We start from the raw sequence: 23,648 nt of genomic DNA, 5'->3' as shown, positions 1-23,648 counted from the left end.
GGCGTGATCTCCCCCCGGCACATTGCGTGGAGACCGGGGGAGACTCCTGTCATGCGAGTCAGATCTCTTCCCAGATGGCATCCTGCAATTCTTCATTCAATGTCTGCAGTCGCTTCATGCGAGTCAGCGCATGCTCGGTGACATCCCCGGCGAGTTTGCCAAGCAATTCAGGCGAGGTCCGAGCCTCCTGCCAGTCACCTGCCAATAGCGCCTGAGTCATCTCAAGCCCCTTGAGTTGACAGAGCTGAATGAAGGCCAGTTCCTGCTGATAGGCCTGCAACCCCAGCGACCAGAAGACCTGCTGGCATCGCATCCAGGGGGCGAGAGGGTGCACGAGATCATCAGGACGGTTCATCCAGGTCAGCGGGTGTGCCGTCAAGGGTTTGAAAGGCAGAGATGGCACGACGGAAAGTTCCATGAGGATAGCTCCTTCAGCGGCTGGATAATGCACTGGAAGCTGCTGTCTTGTATCCCGTCCGTGTCATGATTCACTGGTATTCGAGCAGATTCTGGCCAATAGTGAATTCAGGTCCGCATGTGACGCGAAAGGCAGCATCACCTCATCGTAGTTGTCCGCAGGGGTTGCCGCCACGCCTTGCAGCGTTGTTCCACCACCATATTGATATGCATCATTCTGGGAGGTGCCCATGATCAACGAAGTCAAATCCGTGCTTGCTGCATTCATCGGCGTTCAGAAGGAAGCCAACCGCAAACGTGACTTCGAGCATGGTCATGCGCTGGACTTTCTGGTGGTAGGGCTGGTGATGGCTGCCCTGTTGGTCGGGGGCATGGCGTTGCTGGCCACGGTGATGGCGGCGTGACCTGTCGATAGGCGTCGATACCATGATAGAGGCCGATACCACGACAAGGTCTGCAACGTAAGATGTGACCTGAAACGAAAAGGCCCCGTGAACTGGTGTCATCCAGCTCACGGGGCCTTTCATTGACTAGTTGTCAGGGTTACCAGCGACGAGAGAACAGCGGACTCGTCTGATCGATACCTGTCTGGTAACTCACGCTGAAGATGGACAGCGCGTACAAGGCATCTTCCACATACTGGTCCGAGCGTAGCTGGAAGGCGTCGATGCCACAGCGGCTCATGTAATGCAGCTGGTCGACGAGTACATCACCAACGGCACGAATTTCGCCTTGGAAACCATACCGCTCTCGCATCAGGCGGGCGAGGGTATAGCCACGCCCATCATTGAAGTTGGGGAAATCGACTGCCAGCAGCGGTGCAGTGGCAAGTGCTTCTCCCAGCTCCGGTGTCAGCTCGGTATCGCTGGCAAGCCAGGGGCCAAGCTGGTCAGACCCTTCACCTGCGTCCACCAGCGCCTGCCAGTGTGCCAGAGGCAGCAGGGCAGGTTGCTGGTAGCTCGGCAGGTTACCGTCTTCATCAAGGCGCACGACCTGCCAGGCGTCCTCGGGGACCAGCTGGTTCTGACGGATGACTCCGCCTTGACGCTGATCAGTCAATTCACGTGCTGACGTCATTTCCGCTGTCACCTCAGGCATAGACCCGCTCCTTGAACGGCTTCATGCCGATGCGGTGGTAAGTATCGACGAAGACCTCATCTTCCAGTCGCTGCTCGACATATACCTGCAACACCTTGTCGATGACGTTCGGCATGTCCTCGGCATTGAATGACGGGCCGAGAATCTTGCCGATGGTCGCGTTGTCATCACTGCGGCCGCCAAGCGAGACCTGATAGAACTCCTGGCCTTTCTTGTCGACACCGAGAATGCCGATGTTGCCGACGTGGTGGTGGCCGCAGGCGTTCATGCAACCGGAGATGTTCAGATCCAGCGGGCCGAGGTCATACAGGAAATCGAGGTCTTCAAAGCGATCCTGCAGTGCCTGGGCGATTGGGATCGACTTGGCATTGGCCAGTGAGCAGAAATCTCCGCCAGGGCAGCAGATCATGTCGGCCAGGGTGCCAACTGTCGGATTGGCCATGCCCAGCGCGTCCAGCGCCTTCCAGAGATTCTCGAGCTGATCGACCGGCACATCTGACAGCACCAGGTTCTGCTCGTGCGTCACACGCAGTTCACCGAAACCGTACTCTTCCGCGAGGTCGGCCACGGCGTCCATCTGATCAGCGGTGACATCGCCCGGCGCGAGTTCACGGCGCTTGAGTGACAAGGTCACGGCCTTGTAACCCGGGACCTTGTGGCCGACGACATTGTTGGTCACGAAACGGGCAAAGGCTCGGTTCTCGCTGCGCAGTGTCTCGTAGGCCGCAATCGCGTCCTCGCCGACGGCACGACGCGCCGGTTCCGGGAAGTACTCGGTCGCCTTGGCAACCGCCGAGTCTGTCAGTGTCTCGGGGCCATCCTTCAGGTGTGCCCATTCTTCCTCGACACGGCGGCGGAACTCCTCGATGCCCAATGCCTTGACCAGGATCTTGATGCGCGCCTTGTACTTGTTGTCACGACGGCCCCACTGGTTGTAGACGCGGACGATGGCGTCAAGATAGGTCAGCAGGTGCTGCCAATCGAGATCTTCCCGCACGACATCGCCGACCATCGGGGTACGACCGAGGCCGCCACCTGCCAGCACGGTCGCCTTGACGCGACCATCCTCGCCACGTGTCAGGCGCAGGCCGATATCGTGGACCTGGATCGCGGCACGGTCCGCGCTGGCGCCAGTGACGGCAATCTTGAACTTGCGCGGCAGATAGGCGAACTCCGGGTGCAGGGTGGACCACTGACGAATCAGCTCACACCAGGGACGCGGATCCACCGTCTCGTCTTGCGCGATACCGGCGAACTGATCCGTGGTGGTATTGCGGATGCAGTTGCCGCTGGTCTGGATCGCATGCATCTCGACCTGGGCCAGCTCGGCGAGGATCGCCGGGACATCTTCAAGCTTCGGCCAGTTGAGCTGCAGATTCTGACGCGTGGTGAAGTGACCATAGGCACGGTCATAGCGACGGCTGATGGCAGCCAGTGAGCGCAGCTGTGCAGCGCTCAGCATGCCGTAGGGAATGGCGATACGCAGCATCGGTGCGTGACGCTGAATGTAGAGGCCGTTCTGCAGGCGCAGGGGACGAAATTCTTCCTCACCCAGGCGGCCGGCCAGATAGCGGTCCATCTGGTCCTTGAACTGAGCTACCCGCTCGTCGACCAGGGTCTGGTCGTAAGTGTCATACCGATACATGTCAGGGGTGTCCTGCGGTCGGGCATCAGGTGGGCGACCACTGATGCGAGTCTTGTTGATGCTGCGGTCACCTTACTCCCTATCTTTTATTCTTTAAAAGAATAAATAATCATACTTTTCGATGATAGGGTTATGAAGAAGATGCCATGAGTGTGCCTACGGCAAGAACGAAAGAAAAGGCCAGAGGCTGCAATATGCGCGTCTGGCCCTGGATGACATCATGTTGCTGCCGTCAATCCTCGTCACGGCCCGTGCCTATCTGGCGGTCGCGGTTCTGATCGTCGGGTGTCGCCGCCCGAAGAAGACACATGCGGGTTTCACTTGACGAAGAATACCGGGCATTGAAGGCCTGCAGGGGCATCGGACGCGCGAAGTGATACCCCTGGAAGGCGCGCACTCCCATGGCCCTGAAGATCTCTGCCTGACCCCGTGCCTCGATTCCCTCCACGACGACCTGCATGCCAAGTGAATGCCCCATGTCGACGATGATGCGTGCAAGCTCCCTGTCTCGCCGGCTTGTCTGTACGTTCATCACGAACGAGCGGTCGATCTTCAAGGTGCCGAAGGGCAGGTTGTGAAGATAGGAAAGGCATGAAAAGCCAGTACCGAAGTCATCCAATGACAGATTCACGCCCAGCTTGCGAATCGCCTCCAGCTGAAAGCGCAGGCTGTCCTCATTGTCGAGCATCAGATTTTCGGTCACTTCGATGATCAGCTGCCGAGGACGTATCGGATGGCGTTCGATCAATGATTCGAGCTTGTGCAGCAGGCCCTGATCCCTGAACTGCATGACAGAGGCATTGACGGACAGGTAACGAGTCTCGATACCTTGCTTTTGCCATTCACTCAAGATGACGGCCGCTTCTTCCAGTACCCAGTTTCCGATATCGATGATCTGCCCCGTCTTCTCCGCTGCCGCAATGAATTCATCGGGCGCAATCAAGCCAAGGTCTGGGTGATGGATACGCACCAGTGCCTCCGCCCCCAGCAATGTTGGAGCATCGAGATCAGGACTTTGCGCCTGGAAGATGGGCTGCAGGTAAAGGCAGAGCCAACCTCTGGTCAGGGCCTCACGAATCAGACGCTCCTTGAGAAACAGTGGCTCACCGTCCTCCAGAGCGCTGTCGCGTACACAGAGTCGGTACTGGTTGCCTCCCTTGTGCTTGATATCCATGACAGTGCGCTCGAGCAGGCGCATCAGACGACTGGGCGTCTCATCATCCTGGCGAACTTCAAGCCCTGCCTTGCTCAGGCTGAGATTGATGGGCTCCCCCGCCTTGAGAAGCGGCGTCGAGAAGGCCAGTTCAATCCGACGCACCAGGGCGCGCAATTCGCTTGTGTCACAGGTCATGACGAATTCATCTCCGCCGGAGCGACCCATCCAGGCTGGAGTGCAACTCTTCAGACGTTCTCCTGCTTCCTTGAGCAGGATATCGCCGTCGACAGGGCCGAGGTGGTGATTGATGCTGTGAAAACGATCGATGTTGACCAGCAGCAGTCCGAAGGGAGCCCCGCCATTGATGAGTGTCTGAAGGTGTGAGTTCAGGGCCAGACGATTCGGCAGCTGTGTCAGCGGGTCGATCAGCTCATGCTCCAGCAATCGCTTCTGGGTCCGCTTCAATTCGGTAACGTCCGACAACAGCATCATGGTGCCGCGTTCGCTGTCATTGGTGGCCGACGGGATGACCACCTGTACCTGCCGGTCCTCTTCGTAGAGGCATTTGAGGGTCATCACCTGGTTCTCGCACGCGTCCCCCTTGCGAAGCGCCGAGCTGATGCGATCGATACAATGAGCATTCTGGCCGATGATCAAGGTATCGAAGGGCGATCCCACCAGTTGCTCTCGCTTCCACCCCGTTACCTCGAGCATCCTCTGGCTGACATCCAGCACCGTACCGTGAGCATCAATCACCAAAAGCAGTGCAGGGGTGTCGCGATAGAAATGCTGATAGCGCTCTTCGTTGTCACGCAGCGCCTCCATCATGATGAAGATGCGCTCCCCCAGGCTATTCAGCTGTGCAATGACCTTGTTGATCTCTCTTGAGCGCGTGAGCGGGATCCTGCGAAATGCCGTCTGCGGATTCTCCAGCTGACTCATGCTGGCGATCGCCCGGTTGAGAGGGACCATCACGTAGCGTTTCAATTGCCAGGAAACGATCAGTAGAACGCAGATGATGATCGAGAGTGCGATGACGAACAGCAGCGCTCCTCCCTGGTATTGCTTGGCAAGCAAGGGAGCATTGGTGCTTTCCATCTCCAGTCGCCCCACGACCTGCGTCACGAGAGAATTGCGATAGACCAGCTCCTGGGAATGTATCATCGGGTTCAGGGCGTCGCCCGCCTTGGTGATCTCCTCGACGAGAGTGCCCTCATGGTTGTAGTAGCGCACTGCATGCACGCTGGGGTGACTGCTCAGCGTTTCCAGATAGGCGTGAATGACATCGTCATCGAAGTTCCAGATCGCACTTGGCAGGGACAGAACCGTGATGTTCATCATCTCTTGATGATCTTCGTGCATGTGCTCGATGGTTTCACTTGAATACAGTGAATAACCCACGACGCCGCTGACTGCACAGATCAACAGGATGAGCGGCGCCAGCACGCGCAATATCCGCCAGCGCAGGGGCGAGGCATCGTGGCCCTCATGACCCTCATGACCCTCATGCACCTCTGTCGTGTCGTGAGGCCTGTCCTGTGTCTCGTCATTGCGCATGGCGGCGTGCTCCTTGATGGACGGCCGTCAATGCACTCGGTGCTGCAACGCTGGACGATGAAGCGGCATGAGCGGGCATCGGAAGGAAGGGAGAGGCATCAGGGGGAAGTGTCGCGACCTCATTGATCAGATGATCCATCGGTTGCAGGGCAAGGACTTCCAGAGGAATCCTGTCCAGAAAGGCCTCCGGGTCCCCAGCCAGCGCGATCCCCATGGTGTAATAGCGAGTGCCGATATCACGTGCCTGGAGGCTTCCTTGTTGTACCGCGGCGAGCAGGACCAGTGACCAGGCGGTCGCCAGGGCGCCTCCGCCAGCACTGACCTCCATCTCTCCTGAGCGCAGGTGATCTACTCCGGCACGGGTCCATCCCATGCCAGCCACGACGACATCCTTGCCCGGGCGAAGCCCATTGTGCTTGAGGGCATCAATGGCCGCGATGCCCATCAGGTCATTGGCCGCCCATATCATGCGAAGGGGGCGGGCGTCTGTTTGATGTCTCAAGTAGCTTTCGACCTTTCGGTAGGCATCCTCATAACTCCAGTTGGCCTGAAATATCCGATCCGGGGACAGATGGGGGGGGCTCTGAGAAGCGCGTCCTGTACACCGCGCACCCGGAGTCGTGTCGCCTCGTCATGCAGCCCTCCGACAAGAGCGATGCCTCGACCATCCGACTTGCCATGCAAGACGTCATGGCGATTGATGAGTGCCACCATGCTGTCGTGCCCCCCTTGCTGATGATCAGGCGAAACGCTGCCCAGCCAGTAGGGATATCGGCCAAGTGGCTTGCCCAACGCTCTGGCCTGGCGGGGGGTCAGGCTATTGACGATGATGATCATGGGCACGCGCACGGCATGGCTGATCTCGATCAATGGAACCGCCAGTCCATGGTTGTTGGTGGTGATCAATAGATCCGGAGGGCTCTCTCGGTTCAATACCTGCTTTCCCATTCGAATGAATTCGTCGGTGTTGCGTCTGGCACTGAAGACTTCCAGATGCATCCCCAGGGATTCAGCGGTCGTCGAGGCAGCGATGATCGCCTGGGCCCAGAACGTTTCCGTGGAATATCCGGGGTTCAGAAACACGACCTGCTTGATGGGACGCAAGCTCTCGGCCTGAGTCATCGTTGAGATGGACATCAATGCCAACAGGGCAAGGGCACGGCACATCCTCGAACATCGTGAAGCCAGTGAAGGTCGCGTCAATCTCATGATGACTCCATTATCGCGTGTGACAGGCTGTCAGGAAGCAAGTCGATCCCCGCGGCTGGCGAGCTGAAGGGGAGAGGGCTGCCTGGCGATGGGTGATCTGACGTGTTCCTCACCCGGGGCCGCACCATGATCTGCTCGATCAGTCCTATCGTTCGAGTGGCGCAGGCGAGTCTTTGATCTGCTCCAACACTGCCATCGGATCAAACGCGTAGTCGTCTTCCTTTGTCTGCAATCTGAAGCGCGTGAAGTCCACCGTTTCCCAGTCCGGCTGGATCAGCAACGGGCCGTAGATATCGACATTTCCCTGATGGATGGGGCTCATCGGGAAGTTCACGGTTCTGGGGGCCCAGTGGGTGTCATCAGCGTGGTCTCTCAACATCACCATCGCCCAGGCTCCCGCCATGAAATGCCCGCCATCTGACATCACCATGCGCTTGTCCATCACCATGGCGATGCCCTCGGGCGACCAGTTGAGACCCGCGATCAGCACATCCTTGCCCGGCTGCATGCCACTGGCTTCAACCGCTCGGACGGCACCTTCCGCCATGGCGTCGTTTGCCGCCCAGATGAGGGTATTGTGCAATCCCGAGCGTTCGGCCCATTGGAGATAGTGATGCGTGAGCCGCTCAGCATCCGGAAGGTTCCAGCGTGCCTCTAGAATGCGCGTCATCTTGACGGCGTCATGCTCAGCAAAGCCATTCAGCATCCCAGCATTGCGAGCGATGGAGGCTGGCGTTCTGGTATCGCCAATCAAGGCGAGCCCGTGGCGCGTTTCACCGGGGGGATAGATACGCGCCGCGTCAATCAATTCGCTGGCCATCCTTCTCCCGGCACCATGGTTGTCGGGAATGACGCTGGCGATCCAGGAGGGGTGGACACTGCCCGGGACGCCGTGAGTTGTCTGCTCCTCCGGGGTCAAGCCGTTCAACAGCATCACGACATGTGATGAGCCGCCATCTGCCAGAGGCAGGAGGTCGGAAGCGGCCTGCTCCTCATTGACCAGCACGAGATAGTCCGGAGGTGTTGCACGCGCTAGGGCCGCGCTTGCCAATCGTTTCATGAGGATGGGATTTCGCTCGGCATATACGACTTCCAGCGAGACATTCAGGTCTCGAGCTGCTGCCTGCATCGTCGCCGTGACCATATTCCAGAATCGTTCCCCAGGCAGCCCCGGATTGACGAAGACGGCGGTCAGATTTCGCCCGGGCGCGAGGGACGCCGCCGTGGGGGGCATCTCGTCGGCCACCCTGGCCATTCTCGAGTGACTGCTGGCCGAGGCAACATCAAGGACTGGTGGGAGAGGGGCTGAGGAAGCGGCAATCGGGGGGCTGAACGCCATGACGCAAACGACGGGAATCCATCGTCGCGCACTCTTGATCCAACCTCCTGATTTAGACGTGATCGACATGTCGGCACCCGATGACAAGGATTTGCAGTATGACCAACATACTCCAGACCTCAGCATGTCATACGCCTCAACAACCGTGCACTATCACCCGATTTCAACGCTTCGGTCCTCCAGATTCAGGGGCAATGCCAGATGAAAGGGAATCCATGTGGCGGTGATGCCCCCGTGGCGATCTCGAGGTCGACAGGACAAGGCCACCACGGCCCTTTGATGAAGGAAGAGGGCGAGACTCAGAGCCGCAGCAACTGCCACTCTCTGCGTTGCCAGATGGCACTGAAGACAAGGGAGTTGAAGATTCGATACCCGAGCTGAGTACACCAGATGGCCAGCAATCCACCCCCCAGATGCACCCCGAACCACCAGGCAAGCGGGAGGAAGAGCAGCCATTGGATGGCCAGGGTGGCGGTCATGACCGTGCGATTGGCACCAGCCCCGAGCAACGCCTGAGCCAGCACGATGGCCGCGCAGTCCATGATGATCATCACGGCGGTCAGCTGTAACGGGAGCTTGCCCAGCGCGATCAACTCCGGGCGATGCAGGAAGAGGCCCAGCACGCTTTCCGGTGCCGCCCAGAGCGGCAATCCCAGCAGCATGAGGCAAGGCAGGGCGATGCGCACCGTATCCCATCCCCAACGATGGGCATCTTCATGGTGATCGCGTCCCAATGCCTGGCCCACCAGACTCATGGCCGCCAGCCCCAGACCGACTCCGGGCAGAATGAGCAGCAGGGAGAGATTGACCAGCACATGACCCACTGCCACGCTGGCCGCGTCGATCCTGCCCAGAATCCAGAACAACACGGCATAGCCCGCCGCAAACCACAGCTGTTGGAAGGAATGGGGCACTGCCAGCTTGAGCAGCGTCAGGTAGTGTCCCAGTGGCGGCCAGGCATGCAGTACGCCATGTTGTCTGCGCTCTCCCAGGGTCGCCTGCACCCACAGGCCCAATGCCACGAAGAGGGACAGTGTCGTACCGGCACCTGCACCATCGGCCCCCATCCTGGGGGCGCCATAGAGTCCATGGATCAAGATGATGCTCAACACCACATTGATCAGCTGGGTGATCAACATGATACGCAGATAGATACCGGTGCGCTGAAGTCCATTCCAGAATCCGCGGAAGCAGAATGCCATGGCGACGGGCACGATGCCGGCGACGCGCCATTGGAAGTAGGAGGTGGCCGTTGCGTGGACCTCAGGCTGATCATTGATCAGACGAAGCAAGGTGTCTGCCCAGTGATGGCAGGCCAACATCACGGGAATGCCCACCGACAATGCCAATATCAGTCCGGCATTCAGCCCTTCGCCGCAACGTTCGGGGGCAGATTCTCCCAGCCGTCGAGAGGTCTGGGCCTGCACGGCGGATGACAGCCCGAAGATCAAGGCCGTGACCATGAACATGGCATAGCCCCCGACCCCGACTCCGGCCAGCGCCGTCTCACCAAGCTGTCCTACCAGGGCGGCATCGATCAGATTGAGAAGGCTCTGCGACAGCATGCCACCGATGATGGGCAGTGCCAGCTTCAGAATTCTCAGGCTGCGTTGGCGTTCAGGCAACATCACGCACGCCCCATCGCCGGTGAATACCGCCGCCGGCAATCACCAGAGTCACCTTCAGACGATGCCGCCGCGCAGGGCAGGACAGACGGGATGGATGCGCAGAACAGGGACACAGACGGCTCGCAGGTCAGAGGGCAGGGAAGGACAAAGGAGGCCATTATAGCGTGAGGTGTCACAGGCAGCATCCGATGCATGACGCTGACCGAGACTCTGCTGAGTCAACCAGCCCCACGCAAAAGGGCACCTGCGCTGGCAGGTGCCCTTTGCATGATCATGCGAGATACGCTTGCCGGCTGTCGGCAAATCTTCGTACGACCTGATCTAGCTGGCGTTGTCCGGATCGTAGCTCAGTACCGGTGACAACCAGCGCTCCATTTCGGCGAGTGGCATGCGCTTGCGCTCCGCCAATGACAGCACCTGGTCCCGGGTGATCTTGCCGGTGGAGAAGTACTTCGACTCAGGATGGGCGAAGTACCAGCCGGAAACGGCGGCGGCCGGCCACATGGCGAAGCTCTCGGTCAGCACCATGCCGGCATGCGTCTCCGGTTTGAGCATGCGGAACAGCGTGGCCTTCTCGGTGTGGTCCGGGCAGGCCGGGTAGCCTGGCGCCGGGCGTATGCCCCGATACCGCTCGGCGATCAGTGCCTCGTTGTCGAGCACTTCTTCGGCGTCATATCCCCAGAACTCCTTGCGGACACGTTCGTGCAGGCGCTCGGCAAAGGCTTCGGCGAGACGATCCGCCAACGCCTTGACCATGATGGCGTTGTAGTCATCGCCAGCCTCCTCGTACTGTCTGGCCAATTCATCCGCCCCATGCCCGGTGGTGACGGCGAAGCCACCGATCCAGTCCGGCTTGCCACTGTCTCGGGGAGCGATGAAATCGGCGAGGCTGTGACAGACGCCGTCACGGTTCTTGGTCATCTGCTGACGGATGTGGTGGAGGTGCTCGATGACGTGAGTACGCGACTCATCGGCATAGACCTCCAGGGTATCGTCGTCGACACAGTTGGCTGGCCAGAAACCGATGACCCCACGTGCGGTCAGCACCTTCTCATCGATCAACTTGCGCAGCATTTCTCTGGCATCGGCGAACAGGGCACGCGCGGCGTCTCCGACCACCTCATCCTGCAGGATCTTCGGATACTTGCCTGACAGCTGCCAGCTCATGAAGAAGGGCGTCCAGTCGATACGCTCGACCAGTTCGTTGAGATCATACCCATCGAAGACCTTGAGGCCCGTGAAACTTGGCGCCGGCGGCGTGTAATTCTCCCAGTCAGGCTGGAAGCGGCGCTTGCGCGCCTGGGCATAGTCAAGGTCCGCAGCCTTCGGGCGTCGTTTGGCATTGCGCTCACGCACCACGGCATACTCGCTGCGCACCTGATCGACGAAGTCGGGCTTGAGCTCGGGTGACAGCAGGCGAGACGCCACGCCCACGGCGCGCGACGCATCGGTGACATAGATGACCGGATGCTCATACTGCGGCTCGATCTTGACCGCCGTATGCGCCTTGGAGGTGGTGGCGCCCCCGATCAGCAACGGCAACTGCATGCCCCGGCGCTGCATTTCCCTGGCGACGCTGACCATCTCGTCCAGTGATGGCGTGATCAGGCCCGAAAGCCCGATGATATCGGCCTTCTCGTCGATGGCGGTCTGCAGGATCTTCTCCGCCGGTACCATCACGCCCAGATCGATCACCTCATAGTTGTTGCACTGAAGCACCACGCCGACGATGTTCTTGCCGATATCGTGGACATCGCCCTTGACGGTGGCCATGACGATCTTGCCCTTGGCCTGGGTGTCTCCGGACTTTTCTGCCTCGATGAAGGGGATCAGGTGGGCAACCGCCTGTTTCATGACCCGTGCGGACTTCACCACCTGGGGCAGGAACATCTTGCCGGCACCGAACAGGTCACCGACGACATTCATGCCATCCATCAAGGGGCCTTCAATGACCTCGATGGGGCGCGCCGCCTGGACCCGCGCCTCTTCGGTATCTTCCTCGATATGCGTGGTGATGCCCTTGACCAGCGCGTGCTCGATACGCTTGTTGATTGGCCAGCTGCGCCACTCGAGATCTTCCTTCTTCTCGCCAGTACTGCCATCACCCTTGTACTTGTCGGCAATGTCGACCAGACGCTCGGTACTGTCATCACGACGATTGAGCACCACATCCTCGACGGCCTCACGCAACTCATCGGGTAGATCATCGTAGAGCGCCAACTGGCCGGCGTTGACGATGCCCATGCTCAAACCCGCCTGGATGGCGTGATAGAGGAATACCGAGTGGATCGCTTCACGCACCGGGTTGTTGCCGCGAAACGAGAAGGACACGTTGGAGACACCACCGGAGATCATCGCATGCGGCAGGTTGGCATGGATCCAGCGCGTGGCCTCGATGAAATCGACACCGTAGTTATTGTGCTCCTCGATGCCGGTGGCTACGGCAAAGATGTTGGGGTCAAAGATGATGTCCTCGGCCGGGAAGCCGATATCTTCGACCAGCAATCGATAGGCGCGCTCGCAGATCTCGATCTTGCGCTCATAGGTGTCGGCCTGTCCGACATCATCGAATGCCATGACCACCACGGCCGCGCCATGGCGTCGACAGATCTGCGCCTGGTGACGGAAGCTTTCCTCGCCTTCCTTGAGCGAGATGGAATTGACCACCGCCTTGCCCTGGATGCACTTGAGCCCCGCCTCGATGATGTCCCACTTGGAGGAGTCGACCATGATCGGCACCCGCGAGATATCCGGCTCCGAGGCGATCAGGTTCAGGAAGCGCACTATGGCCTCCTGTGACTCCAGCATGCCTTCATCCATGTTGACGTCGATGACCTGCGCGCCGCTCTCGACCTGCTCGAGGGCGACTTCCAGCGCGGTGGTGTAATCCTCTTCCTTGATCAGGCGACGGAAGCGCGCGGAGCCGGTGACGTTGGTACGCTCACCGACATTGACGAACAACGAGTCCGGCTGGATGTTGAAGGGCTCCAGCCCCGACAGGCGGCAAGCTCTGGCGATCTCGGGCACCTTGCGGGGCGCACATTGATCCACCACACCCTTGATCGCGCGGATATGTGCCGGCGTGGAGCCACAGCAGCCACCGATGATGTTGAGCAGACCCTCCGCGGCGAAGGTCCGGATGATCTCGGCCATCTCGTCCGGGGTCTGGTCGTACTCGCCGAATTCATTGGGCAGGCCGGCGTTGGGGTGCGCGGAGACAAAGGTATCGGCCTTCTCGGACAGCTCACGCAGATAGGGGCGCAGCTCCTCGGCGCCAAGAGCACAGTTGAGGCCGATGCTCAGCGGGCGAGCGTGGCGTACCGAGTTCCAGAAGGCTTCGGTGGTCTGGCCGGACAGCGTGCGTCCCGAGGCATCGGTGATGGTGCCGGAGATCATCACCGGCAGGCGCGGGTGACCCTCGTCGAACAGCTCCTCCAGGGCGTAGATCGCCGCCTTGGCATTGAGCGTGTCGAAGATGGTCTCGATCAGGATCAGGTCCGCGCCGCCCTCGAAGAGCGCCAGCGCAGCTTCGCGATAATTGTCGCGCAGGATATCGAAGGTGACGTTGCGCTTGGCGGGGTCATTCACGTCGGGGGAGATGGAGCAGGTGCGGCTGGTCGGGCCGAGCACCCCGGCGACGAAGCGCGGGATGCCGGTCTCGGCGGCCACGTCATCGGCTGCCTTGCGCGCCAGTCGCGCCGATTCGAGATTGATCTCGTACACCAACGCCTGCATGCCGTAATCGGACTGCGACAACTGAGTCGCATTGAAGGTGTTAGTCTCGACGATATCGGCGCCGGCCTCGAAATAGGCGCGGTGGATCGCTTCGACGATATCCGGGCGTGTCAGGGCCAGCAGGTCGTTGTTGCCCTTGATGTCACTGGGCCAGTCGGCGAAGCGATCACCACGGAAGTCTTCCTCTTCCAGCCCATAGCTCTGCAACATGGTGCCCATGCCACCATCGAGGATCAGGATACGCTCCTGCAGCGCCTGTCTCAGCGCGTCAGACAGGGGCAGGGAATAGGGAACAGGGGGGTGGGCTTGCGCCATGACGGACTCCAGCGTACGTGACTTGTCGCGTTGTTTCCCGGACGTGTGACTCTGTTTGCCAAGCAAGGACTTTGCCAGGCAAGCCACACGCCACAGGCGCGAACTCATTGCTATTGGGAAGCTCTGGTGAAGGATCCGCTCGCGGCATCCTCGCCTTGCCAGATGTGGCTATCGTATCAGACCTCAGAATCGTCACGATGAGCATGATTCATGCGCAACATGAGTGCTTTAGGAAAGCCCACCCGGGAGTGGCCGCGCCCATGGCGCCAAACCCGAGTGATTTGCTCAGGATTGCGAGTGCAGCAGGATTTCCTTAACATGGAGCCATTAGTCACCTGACATCAAGAGAGTCTCTGCGCCATGAGTGAGAGCATCCAGATTACCGATAGCGCCCAGGAGTATCTTGCCGAGCTGCTCGAGAAGCAGAACGTGGAAGGCATCGGCGTGCGCATCTTCATCACCCAGCCGGGCACTCCGTATGCCGAGACGTGTCTTGCCTACTGCCGCCCGGGAGAAGAAGAGCCGACGGACGAGATTCTGGATCTTCCGAAGCTGAAGGTCTATCTCGACACCCACAGCGTTCCGTTCCTGGAAGAGGCGACGGTCGACTTCAATGCGGATCGCATGGGCGGCCAGCTCACCATCAAGGCACCGAATGCCAAGATGCCCAAGGTCAATGCGGACAGCCCGCTGGAAGATCGCATCAATTACATCCTCTACAGCGAGATCAATCCGGGCCTGGCGGCACACGGTGGTGAGATCAAGCTGATGCAGCTGACCGACGACCAGGTTGCCGTGCTGCAGTTCGGCGGCGGGTGCCAGGGGTGCTCGGCCGTTGACCTGACGCTCAAGGATGGCGTGGAGAAGACGCTTCTGGAACGCATCCCCGAGCTCGCCGGCATTCGTGACGTGACCGATCACACCGATACGACCAATGCCTATTACAACTGATTCATTGACGTGATGCCTCAAGGCGCCTGTCGATGGCCTGCGACGTCCCGTCCAGCTTGATCAGATGAAGATCCTCCATCGCGTTGCGGTGGGGGATCTTTTCATTGGGAAGCTGGTACCGGGAGCAACCCCGCGTAATACATCCGAGTATTAGGATTTCTGGTATTGTGAAGATGAATGCTGCAGATGGCGCCTACGCTGACGCCTTGCCCGATGACCGTATCCACCAGTGAAGAGACCGCCATACATGACCCTGGCCAACATGCGCTTTCGTACCATCAACATCATCATCTGCGGACTCTCCGCACTGGCAGGGCTGGTGTTGCTGGTCGTGTTGGCTTTTATTACCCGCAACGTGTCCGACCTGCGACGCGATTGGCAGGAATATCAGCAGGCGCGCTCCGATAAACCGCGCCTGGAAGGTCAGCTGACCAAGGCCCTGGGCTATGGCGGCATGGTGCATGACTTCAAGAATCTCGTGCTGCGTCAGGACCTCGAGCTGATCGGCGAGGTGCAGAATAAGATAGGTGCCGCTCGTAGCGCTCTGAGTCGTTACCAGAGCCTTGGACTGTCTCAGAGGGAGGAGCAGGCGGTGGCGGGTCTGCGTGCCACTATCAATCGCTATGAGCTGATGGTGCCCAGAATACGCACGATGATCGAGCAGGGGAGTTCGAGTGCCGATATCGACAAGGTGGTTCAGATCGACGATTTCCAGGCTGTCTCGGGGCTGGATACCCTGCGCCGTATCTCAATCGCGGAGCTACGTGACAATGACAATCCGCTCGAGAACGGCATGGGCAAGGCTCGCCTGGTGGCCAACCTGCGCCGTGATCTCGGCTACGGCGAGATGATCCACCACTTCAAGAATTACGTGCTGCGCAGTGACGCCATTTATGGTCAGCAGGCGGCGCAGGACATCGAATCGCTTCGCGCCACCCTAGCGGCTTATCGTCAGCTGGGCATGAACACCGCCGAGCAACGTGCCATCCGCGATATCGCCGATGTCATTCAGTCCTACAGTGACCGCTTGAACAAGGTCAACCAGCTGCATGATGAGCAGGCAGACCTTTCACCGCGTGAGATCGATCAACGGGTCAAGGTCAATGATGCGCCAGCGCTTGACGCACTGGGGGTGCTGGATCATGAAACCCGCATGCGGATCGGGGCCACCTCTGCCGCGGTCGGCAAGACGCTCAAGCTGCTAGCCACGGTGGCCCCGGTGGTCAATGGCCTGGCGCTGGCGATGATCGTGGTGCTGATCGGGCTTTCCATGTGGCTGTTCGCTCGCTATGTGCTCAAGCCGATTCGCCGCCTCACGCAGACGATGAACACTCTGGCCAATGATGATGTCAGCGTGGTGATCGACAGTACTCAGCACACCAATGAAGTCGGCCAGATGGCGCGTGCGTTGCAGAAGTTCAAGTACAACATCATCGAGAGCAACAATTACAAGAAACGCATCACTCAGCTGGCAATGCATGATTCCCTGACAGGGCTGCCCAATCGTCAGCATTTCTATGAGAGAAGCGAGCAGTGGCTGGCTGATGTCAATGAAGAGGGCGGTCAGATGGCCTGTCTGATGCTGGACATCGACAAGTTCAAGCCCATCAACGACACCTATGGTCACGCGGCTGGTGACGTCGCCCTCAAGGTGATCGCGGGAAGGCTCAACCAGGTGGTGCGCAAGGACGACTTCGTCGCACGTCTGGGCGGCGATGAATTCGTGGTACTGGTCCACAATGCCGACATCCAGGCAAATCTGGGGCACCATGGTGAACTTGCCCAGCTGGCACAGCGCATCATCGACTCATTGGGCAACCCTTTCCTCTATGAAGACCACAAGCTGGAAGTGGGGTGCAGCATCGGTATCGCGATCGCGCCGCAACACGGCAATCAACGTGAAGCGCTGACTCACAATGCCGATATGGCGCTATATGCTGCCAAGAATGAAGGCCGCAACTGCGCCATCCAGTTCAGTCGCCACGATGAACTCGGGCAGATCGTGGCGACCTCCTCCAGGCGAGCCGCTTCCTCGACAGCCGTGAAACGCTGACCTGTCGCTCGGGCACGTGCGATGGGGATCTGCTGACATCGTCAGAGACCGCATATGACGTCTTCACGATGCCTGCCGCGACGGCATCTCTTCATACCCTTTCTTCTCCATATGGCGCCTGCGGGCGCCATATGTCGTTCTGCTGACAGCGATGCGTACTGCACTCAGGCACGGCGATAGGGGATGGGGGGAGAGGGGGCATGGCATGACTGGCGTCTGCGCGGTGGGCGGAGGCGTGGCGATTGCCCCGTGGAGCGGCTCATGCGATGAGGTGATAAACGATAATTTCCCGTTATGTATGAGCGCTTCGCAAATAAACTATGGTTTGCAAGACTCATAACGGTTTGTTATGGTTTATAGCGAATTCGCCAACTGCGAAATAATCTATGAAAACCATGACAATGACTTCCACGATTCAGGGCCTTGCCCACCACACCCATGATGCCGTGATCAACCGCGCCACGACGCCGCTGTTCATCCGTCAGCCGACCACTGATGACGGCTGGGGCATCTATGAGCTGGTCAAGGCATGCCCGCCGCTGGACCTCAATTCAGGGTATTCGTACGTTCTGCTGGCAACCCAATTCCGTGACAGTTGCGCCGTGGCAACGGATGAAGAGGGTGAGGTGGTCGGCTTCGTCTCGGGCTACACCCGCAATGATGCCCCGCAGACCTTCTTCCTGTGGCAGATCGCCGTCGGTGAGAAAGCCCGCGGGACTGGCCTGGCACGTCGTCTGATCGAAGCCGTGATGAAGCGCCCGGAGATGGCCCATGTGCGCCACCTCGAGACCACCATCACGCCTGACAATGAAGCGTCCTGGGCACTCTTCACGCGTCTGTCCGAGCGCTGGCAGGTCCCCCTGCATTCGCGTGAATATTTCTCCTCGGATCAGTTGGGCGGCGTGCACCTCGCGGAGAACCTGGTACGTATCGGGCCGTTCCTGCCGAGCGATATCTGAGCCAGCCATGGTGTCTCAAGACGCCATGGAGAAGTCTCGGGTGAGGCGGCGTCACGATTCTCGTGTCGGACCTCGAGGAGAATCACGTCTCACCCGCTGGATGTTCATGACAGGAAAGTCGTGACATCACTTGTCGACCCCCAAGTCATCGTGTGCAAGTGGGTCAGTGTCATTCGTTGAATCGTCTTTACATTCTGGCATGGCCGCCAGCGCTTTCACCGCGCCGAGCATGGCCATCCATCACCAGGGAGGTGACAGCATGAATACGCAGATACTCGAACAGATGGAATCCGAGGTACGCACTTATTCTCGTTCTTTCCCGACCGTCTTCACCAAGGCGCAGAATGCCCACCTGTTCACCGAGGATGGCAAGCGCTACATCGATTTCCTGGCAGGCGCGGGCGTGCTCAACTACGGGCACAACCACCCGGTACTCAAGAAGGCATTGATCGATTACATCAGCAGCGATGGCATCATCCACGGTCTCGACATGTGGACTTCCGCCAAGCGCGACTTCCTGGAAGCTCTGGAAGAAGTGATCCTCAAGCCGCGTGGTCTGGACTACAAGGTCCACTTCCCAGGGCCGACCGGCACCAATGCGGTTGAAGCCGCCATCCGTCTGGCGCGCAAGGTCTCGGGCCGCCACAACATCGTATCGTTCACCAACGGCTTCCATGGCGTCACCATGGGTGCTCTGGCCACGACAGGCAACGCCAAGTTCCGGGATGCAGCGGGTCTGCCAGCCCAGGGCGCACAATTCGTGCCCTATGATGGTTACATGGGCGAGGGTGTCGACACCGTCGCGTATCTCGACAAGCTGCTGAAGGACTCCTCCAGTGGTCTGGACCGCCCGGCAGCCGTACTGGTCGAGACCGTACAAGGTGAGGGTGGCATCAACCCGGCCTCCATCGAATGGCTGCAGCGTCTGGATGCCCTGTGCAAGGAGCACAAGATCCTGCTGATCATCGACGATATCCAGGCGGGCTGTGGTCGTACCGGCAAGTTCTTCAGTTTCGAGCATGCCGACATCGTTCCAGACATCGTCTGCAACTCCAAGTCACTGTCGGCCTCTGGCGTGCCGTTCGCGATGGTGATGATGCGTCCGGAGCTGGATGAGTGGAAGCCGAGTCAGTACAACGGCACATTCCGTGGCCATGCACTGGCCTTCGTGACCGGCGCCGCCGCACTGCGTCACTTCTGGAGCGACAACAAGTTCGAGCGCGACATCCAGCGCAAGGGCCGTATCGTCGAGGAGCGCTTCCAGAAGATTGCCGCCAAGGCGCGTGAAAACGGCTTCGCGGCACACGAGAAAGGTCGTGGCTTGATGCGCGGTATCGATGTGGCGTCAGGTGAACTGGCAGATGCCATCACCTCACGTTGTTTCGAGCAGGGCCTGATCATCGAGACCAGCGGTCACTCCGGGCAGGTCGTCAAATGCCTGTGTCCGCTGACCATCCGTGATGAAGACCTGCTGGAAGCCCTCGACATTATCGAGGAAAATGCGGCAGCCGTCCTGCGCTGAGTCTCTGCGGTATCGGGCGCTGGTCACGTGATCGGCGCCCGTTCTTCCCTGGCCCGCCATGGCGCGGGTCATCTCATGCGATTCCTGGCCCTTGTCACCTGTCACCGAAGAAGGCGCTCATCGTTCTGCGCCGTGGCTCTTTCGTGTTCAAGCGCCATTGCCTTCATGTCACTACGGGAATCGCCATCTGTCAGCTGTCGAGTCATGACAGCGCCCAAATGAGGAGAAGTTGATGATCGTTCGCAATCTCGAGGAAGCCCGCAAGACAGACCGTCTGGTCAAGGCCGAGAACGGCAACTGGGACAGCACTCGTCTGCTGCTCGACGAAGATGGTGGCAAGTGCTCCTTCCATATCACTCGTATCTTCGAAGGTACCGAGACCCATATCCACTACAAGCACCACTATGAAGTCGTGTATTGCATGGAAGGTGAGGGCGAGGTGGAGACACTGGCGGATGGCAAGGTCTGGCCGATCAAGCCGGGTGACGTCTATATCCTCAATGAACATGACGACCACCTGCTGCGTGCTACCAAGACCATGCATCTGGCATGTGTCTTCACGCCGGGTCTGACCGGCAAGGAAGTCCACCGTGAAGATGGCTCCTACGCACCTGCCGAAGCCTGAACCCGCGTCACGAACCGCGAGATTCATGGCCTGACCACACGAAGCCCCCGCAGCTTAGCTGCGGGGGCTTCGTGGTATGTGGGAGCAGGGCAGAAGGGCAGAAGGGCGCGCGGCTCCATATTGCATCACGAATATTCGAAAGTTTACCGTTTAATTGACCAGAGGCGCTAAGTCTCCCTTCGCGATGCAGGCAACGATAAGCTGAATGGTGTCCGTGTCACTCAGATGAGATTCTCGCCAATGGCCATCCCCCCACACAACGCGTCTGTCAGCCCACCCGCCATTGCGGCAGGTGGGCGTCCCGGGTTCATGCCAGCAGCCCCTCATCCTCGCGAACAGGAGCGAATCGATAGCCTGCACGCGCTTCACGTACTGGATAGTGAGCATGAAAAGCGTTATGACGACCTGACGCGCCTGGTCGCGGATATCTTCGATGTCCCCATCTGTCTCGTGTCACTGGTGGACGAGAATCGCCAATGGTTCAAGGCCCACTGCGGTATCGATGCACGTGAAACGGGGCGTGACCTGGCCTTCTGCGCCCACGCTCTCCATGAAGAGCGCTACCTCGTCGTCAACGACGCGAGCAAGGATGAACGCTTTCATGACAATCCCCTGGTCACCGGCCCGCCATATCTCCGATTCTATGCCGGCGCCTTGCTGCGAGACAGTTCAGGATTGCCATTGGGCACCTTGTGCCTCATCGATCACACACCACGTGAGCTGAGTGCGCCTCAACTCGAAAGGCTGGGACGCTGTGCCATGTTGGTCGAAAACGAGCTGATCCAGCGCGACAGCCTCCTGACGGAACGAACGCGTGCCACGCTTCAGGCCAGCATTGACCCCATTACCGGCTACAGCACACGACGACGTTATCTTCAGACATTTGCCCATTGGATGGAAAACCGAGCGAGTGAAAGCTACCAGGCCATCATGCTCAAGGTATCGGAGGCAGAACACTGGCGTCACCATCAGGGCGAGGTCTTCCTCCAGGAGGTGATGCAGTCACTGTCCAGCCAGATCAATGAAAGCTTCGATGATGAAGACGTCATCAAGGGTCGTCTGTGCAGCGATACCCTGATCATCCTGCTGCCTCAGCGGCAGTCTGTCAGCGGGATGCGTTGGCAGCGTTTCATCACTCAGCCCTGGCTGATGCATCTTTCCAGTGCTCTGAGGCCCAAACTCCTGGTCGCAACGGCCACCTTCACGCCCGATGGAGCCACGGCCCATGAGCTTGTCGAACTTCTCGAGGAGGAACTCGCCAGTGCGGCGCATTGGGCACCATGTCAGCAGAATCTTCAGGTCGCCGATCTCAGCAGCAATGTCACCCTTGCCATCGCATTGGGTGATCGCTTCGCCCGGGCCTTGCGAGACAATGAGCTCAGCCTGCATGCGCAGCCGATCCTGGATGTCCGGACGAGAAAGGTGTGCGGCATGGAGATGCTGCTGCGTTGGCAGGTTCAAGGGCGCTGGGTCACCGCGAACCAGATGTTGCGCATGGCTGAGCGCGCAGGCCTTGGCGAAGAACTGGATACCTGGGTGTTGCGCCAGACGTGCGCCATGGTCAGTCGTTGGCAGTCGCAGCGCTCCACGGAGTCTCTCGGAGTGCCGGTATCACTGAATCTCTCGGCGAAGCGCCTGATCGACAGTGAATACGCCGAGACGCTGAGACGCATCCTGCGACTTTACCGCCTCAAGGGGGAGCATCTGCGCCTGGATCTCACGGGCTGCGAACGCTTCGCGGAGACACCAGAGGCACTGATTGCGGCAATGACCTCGTTGACCCGTGACGGAGTAACCTTCTGCATTGATCGGTTTGGCCGGGAAAATGCCAACCTGCGTCTGTTGAGCCGGATGCCGGCGGTAGCCGTCAAGCTGCACCCACGCTTCATGGCACCTCAGCAGCATGAGCCGGATCAGACTCGTTTGATCAAGGCATGGACCTGTGCGATGAAAACGCTGGGACTGGTGCCCATCGCGGTAGGTAGCAAGCGAGTTCAGCAGCTATCGGAGCTTGAGTCTCTCGGGTTCGATCAGGTTCAGAGCGATGCCTTCGGGCAACCTGCGCTCCCGGAAGATAGCTATGCGCAGTGGCTTGCCGAGACACATTCGCCCTTGAACAAGCGCCTCTAGCGGTCGCTCTCACAGGGGCAGCGCTGAAAGGCGAGGGTGATGGTGGCAAGCTCGATGCCCAGTTTGCGCATCGAGGTGCGATTCAACACGCGTCCGTCTGGTTGCAGATACATCCAGTCATCCATGTTGAACTCCCAGACACTGCCATCGATGGGAACCTGCAGGACATATTGCATGCGAAAGGCATGGCCATTGCTGGCTGCCGTGGCTTCTCCGGTCACGTCAGCTGCCGTGCCGCGCCACTGACGGTCACCCGTCGGGATGAAGGTCCATTGTCGATACTGCGTCTCGCCATCGCTGTAGCGAAAGTTCTCGTCGAGGGTCAATTGTCCATCCTGCCTGGTGCCCTGTAGGTCCACCACGAAGCGCCGAGTCACTTCACCGGAACGATCCTGAACCATTCCCCAGCCTCGTGTGTGCCCGAGGAAGTACTCGTCGATTCTGAACTCGGGACCGGAACCGGCATAGGTATCGATTGAGGGGCTGCTGCAAGCCATTAACAGACTTGCCGAGGAGGCCAGCAGGGTGATCAGACCGAGGGAGCGCAAGCGGGAGCGAATCATCGACATTCTCGACTAGGAAACTTGTACTGATACTATGCAGTGATTCTACAAATAGCAATTTGGATGTATCTCGACGCTTGCAGTGGATCGTCAACGCAGGCGTGATGTCGAATTCTCATAAGCTCGTATAATATATATTATGTTAAATCGAGTATTCGAGAAGCCCAGACTCACGTCTCACAGGACCTGCCCTGACGATCATGCTGCCTGTCATGTGCTCGCTGTGCATGACCGATACCCGCAATGCTGAACCACAACTCGAGTGTCTGATGTCCTGAAATGTTCAGCAGCATGTCTGCCTGTCGTCAGCTGACGTCAGTGATTGGTCTTCTTCTGCCCTTGTGTCACGACCAGCCCGTTGAGAACAGACTTCGCCACTGAGGTCTCCAGTGCTCCCGCCGATCATTCGATGACTTGTGACACCCACCACAAGGTGCACTCACGATGCGAGAAATGTGCAAGTCCATGAAATAAGTGCCAAAGTATGGTAGCCGGAGACGTCAACTCGGCTGGGACAGGCACGTCCCCAACGAGCGACATTCTTGCCTGTCGAGCGATGAAATCGACGGCAAGAGGCGTCATGAGCGCTTCGCATCACGCTGGATTGAATGATTGTCCGTGAATGGCAACGCATTGACGTAAGCCGTTCCCGGGCGCACCAGCCGTGGGTGGCGAATCATGGACAGCGACTATCCGGCCTACGTATCATCGCCCTTTGCCACACCTTCAGCGATCGCTGCGAAGAC

General features: G+C 59.1%; 17 protein-coding genes. 7 read left to right on the top strand and 10 right to left on the bottom strand.

The window, feature by feature from the left end; all coding sequences use genetic code 11:
- Nucleotides 1–58: 58 nt before the first annotated feature.
- On the bottom strand, nucleotides 59–418 hold the full coding sequence (locus AC26AR_RS08030; RefSeq protein ID WP_488107812.1) for a hypothetical protein: 360 nt from the start codon (nucleotides 416–418) through the stop codon (nucleotides 59–61).
- Nucleotides 419–647: 229 nt separating this feature from the next.
- Between AC26AR_RS08030 and AC26AR_RS08025 the strand changes: the two genes are divergently transcribed.
- A complete protein-coding gene (locus AC26AR_RS08025) occupies nucleotides 648–821 on the top strand; it encodes a DUF2970 domain-containing protein (RefSeq protein WP_077376348.1) in 174 nt (57 codons plus the stop codon).
- 139 nt (nucleotides 822–960) lie between these two features.
- On the opposite strand, the gene AC26AR_RS08020 is transcribed toward AC26AR_RS08025, so the two are convergent.
- The 8 genes from AC26AR_RS08020 to metH all read right to left on the bottom strand — a co-directional run bounded on the left by AC26AR_RS08020 (nucleotide 961) and on the right by metH (nucleotide 14,099).
- Complete coding sequence (locus AC26AR_RS08020) at nucleotides 961–1,515, bottom strand: DUF934 domain-containing protein (protein WP_488107811.1); 555 nt, start codon at nucleotides 1,513–1,515, stop codon at nucleotides 961–963.
- Entirely contained in the window at nucleotides 1,508–3,160 is a 1,653-nt protein-coding gene (locus tag AC26AR_RS08015) for a nitrite/sulfite reductase (RefSeq protein ID WP_077376353.1), read from the bottom strand. Before AC26AR_RS08015 ends, AC26AR_RS08020 begins: the two co-directional genes overlap by 8 nt.
- Before the next feature lie 232 nt (nucleotides 3,161–3,392).
- The gene (locus AC26AR_RS08010) at nucleotides 3,393–5,873 is read right to left on the bottom strand and encodes a putative bifunctional diguanylate cyclase/phosphodiesterase (protein WP_488107810.1); all 2,481 of its coding nucleotides are present in this window, start codon (nucleotides 5,871–5,873) and stop codon (nucleotides 3,393–3,395) included.
- Nucleotides 5,863–6,375 (bottom strand): hypothetical protein, encoded by a 513-nt coding sequence (locus tag AC26AR_RS08005; RefSeq protein ID WP_488107809.1) that lies wholly within the window; start codon nucleotides 6,373–6,375, stop codon nucleotides 5,863–5,865. The genes AC26AR_RS08010 and AC26AR_RS08005 overlap by 11 nt, the downstream gene beginning before the upstream one ends.
- Nucleotides 6,372–7,040, bottom strand: coding sequence for a type 1 periplasmic-binding domain-containing protein (locus AC26AR_RS08000; RefSeq protein WP_488107808.1), 669 nt, complete (start codon nucleotides 7,038–7,040; stop codon nucleotides 6,372–6,374). Before AC26AR_RS08000 ends, AC26AR_RS08005 begins: the two co-directional genes overlap by 4 nt.
- Nucleotides 7,041–7,227: 187 nt before the next feature.
- Nucleotides 7,228–8,328: an ABC transporter substrate-binding protein gene (locus AC26AR_RS07995; protein ID WP_404625575.1), complete on the bottom strand. Its 1,101-nt coding sequence runs from the start codon at nucleotides 8,326–8,328 to the stop codon at nucleotides 7,228–7,230.
- Nucleotides 8,329–8,720: 392 nt separating this feature from the next.
- The gene (locus AC26AR_RS07990; protein WP_488107807.1) at nucleotides 8,721–10,049 is read right to left on the bottom strand and encodes an MATE family efflux transporter; all 1,329 of its coding nucleotides are present in this window, start codon (nucleotides 10,047–10,049) and stop codon (nucleotides 8,721–8,723) included.
- Nucleotides 10,050–10,370: 321 nt separating this feature from the next.
- Nucleotides 10,371–14,099 carry a methionine synthase gene (gene metH / locus AC26AR_RS07985; protein WP_488107806.1) on the bottom strand — a complete coding sequence of 1,243 codons (3,729 nt, stop codon included), beginning with the start codon at nucleotides 14,097–14,099 and terminating at the stop codon, nucleotides 10,371–10,373.
- A 360-nt stretch (nucleotides 14,100–14,459) separates the two neighbouring features.
- Here metH and nfuA point away from each other — a divergent pair, with 360 nt between their 5' ends.
- The 6 genes from nfuA (at nucleotide 14,460) to AC26AR_RS07955 (ending at nucleotide 22,339) form a co-directional block, all read left to right on the top strand.
- A complete protein-coding gene (nfuA, locus tag AC26AR_RS07980) occupies nucleotides 14,460–15,050 on the top strand; it encodes a Fe-S biogenesis protein NfuA (RefSeq protein WP_077376371.1) in 591 nt (196 codons plus the stop codon).
- 247 nt (nucleotides 15,051–15,297) lie between these two features.
- Nucleotides 15,298–17,103 (top strand): diguanylate cyclase domain-containing protein, encoded by a 1,806-nt coding sequence (locus AC26AR_RS07975; RefSeq protein WP_488107805.1) that lies wholly within the window; start codon nucleotides 15,298–15,300, stop codon nucleotides 17,101–17,103.
- Between the two features lie 401 nt (nucleotides 17,104–17,504).
- Nucleotides 17,505–18,062 (top strand): diaminobutyrate acetyltransferase, encoded by a 558-nt coding sequence (gene ectA, locus AC26AR_RS07970; protein WP_077376377.1) that lies wholly within the window; start codon nucleotides 17,505–17,507, stop codon nucleotides 18,060–18,062.
- A 259-nt stretch (nucleotides 18,063–18,321) separates the two neighbouring features.
- Nucleotides 18,322–19,584, top strand: coding sequence for a diaminobutyrate--2-oxoglutarate transaminase (gene ectB / locus AC26AR_RS07965; RefSeq protein ID WP_065392487.1), 1,263 nt, complete (start codon nucleotides 18,322–18,324; stop codon nucleotides 19,582–19,584).
- Nucleotides 19,585–19,816: 232 nt separating this feature from the next.
- On the top strand, nucleotides 19,817–20,209 hold the full coding sequence (locus tag AC26AR_RS07960) for an ectoine synthase (RefSeq protein ID WP_065392486.1): 393 nt from the start codon (nucleotides 19,817–19,819) through the stop codon (nucleotides 20,207–20,209).
- 309 nt (nucleotides 20,210–20,518) lie between these two features.
- Nucleotides 20,519–22,339, top strand: a complete 1,821-nt coding sequence (locus tag AC26AR_RS07955; protein ID WP_488107804.1) for an EAL domain-containing protein — start codon at nucleotides 20,519–20,521, stop codon at nucleotides 22,337–22,339.
- Here AC26AR_RS07955 and AC26AR_RS07950 read toward each other — a convergent pair.
- Complete coding sequence (locus AC26AR_RS07950) at nucleotides 22,336–22,902, bottom strand: DUF3833 domain-containing protein (protein ID WP_488107803.1); 567 nt, start codon at nucleotides 22,900–22,902, stop codon at nucleotides 22,336–22,338. The two genes, AC26AR_RS07955 and AC26AR_RS07950, sit on opposite strands and share 4 nt — an antisense overlap.
- Between the last annotated feature and the right edge of the window lie 746 nt (nucleotides 22,903–23,648).

The sequence above is a fragment of the Cobetia sp. PS-4MA genome (assembly GCF_057670765.1).
The sequence above is the reverse complement of the archived record's forward strand: the minus strand, read 5'-3'. Positions and strand labels throughout refer to the sequence as shown.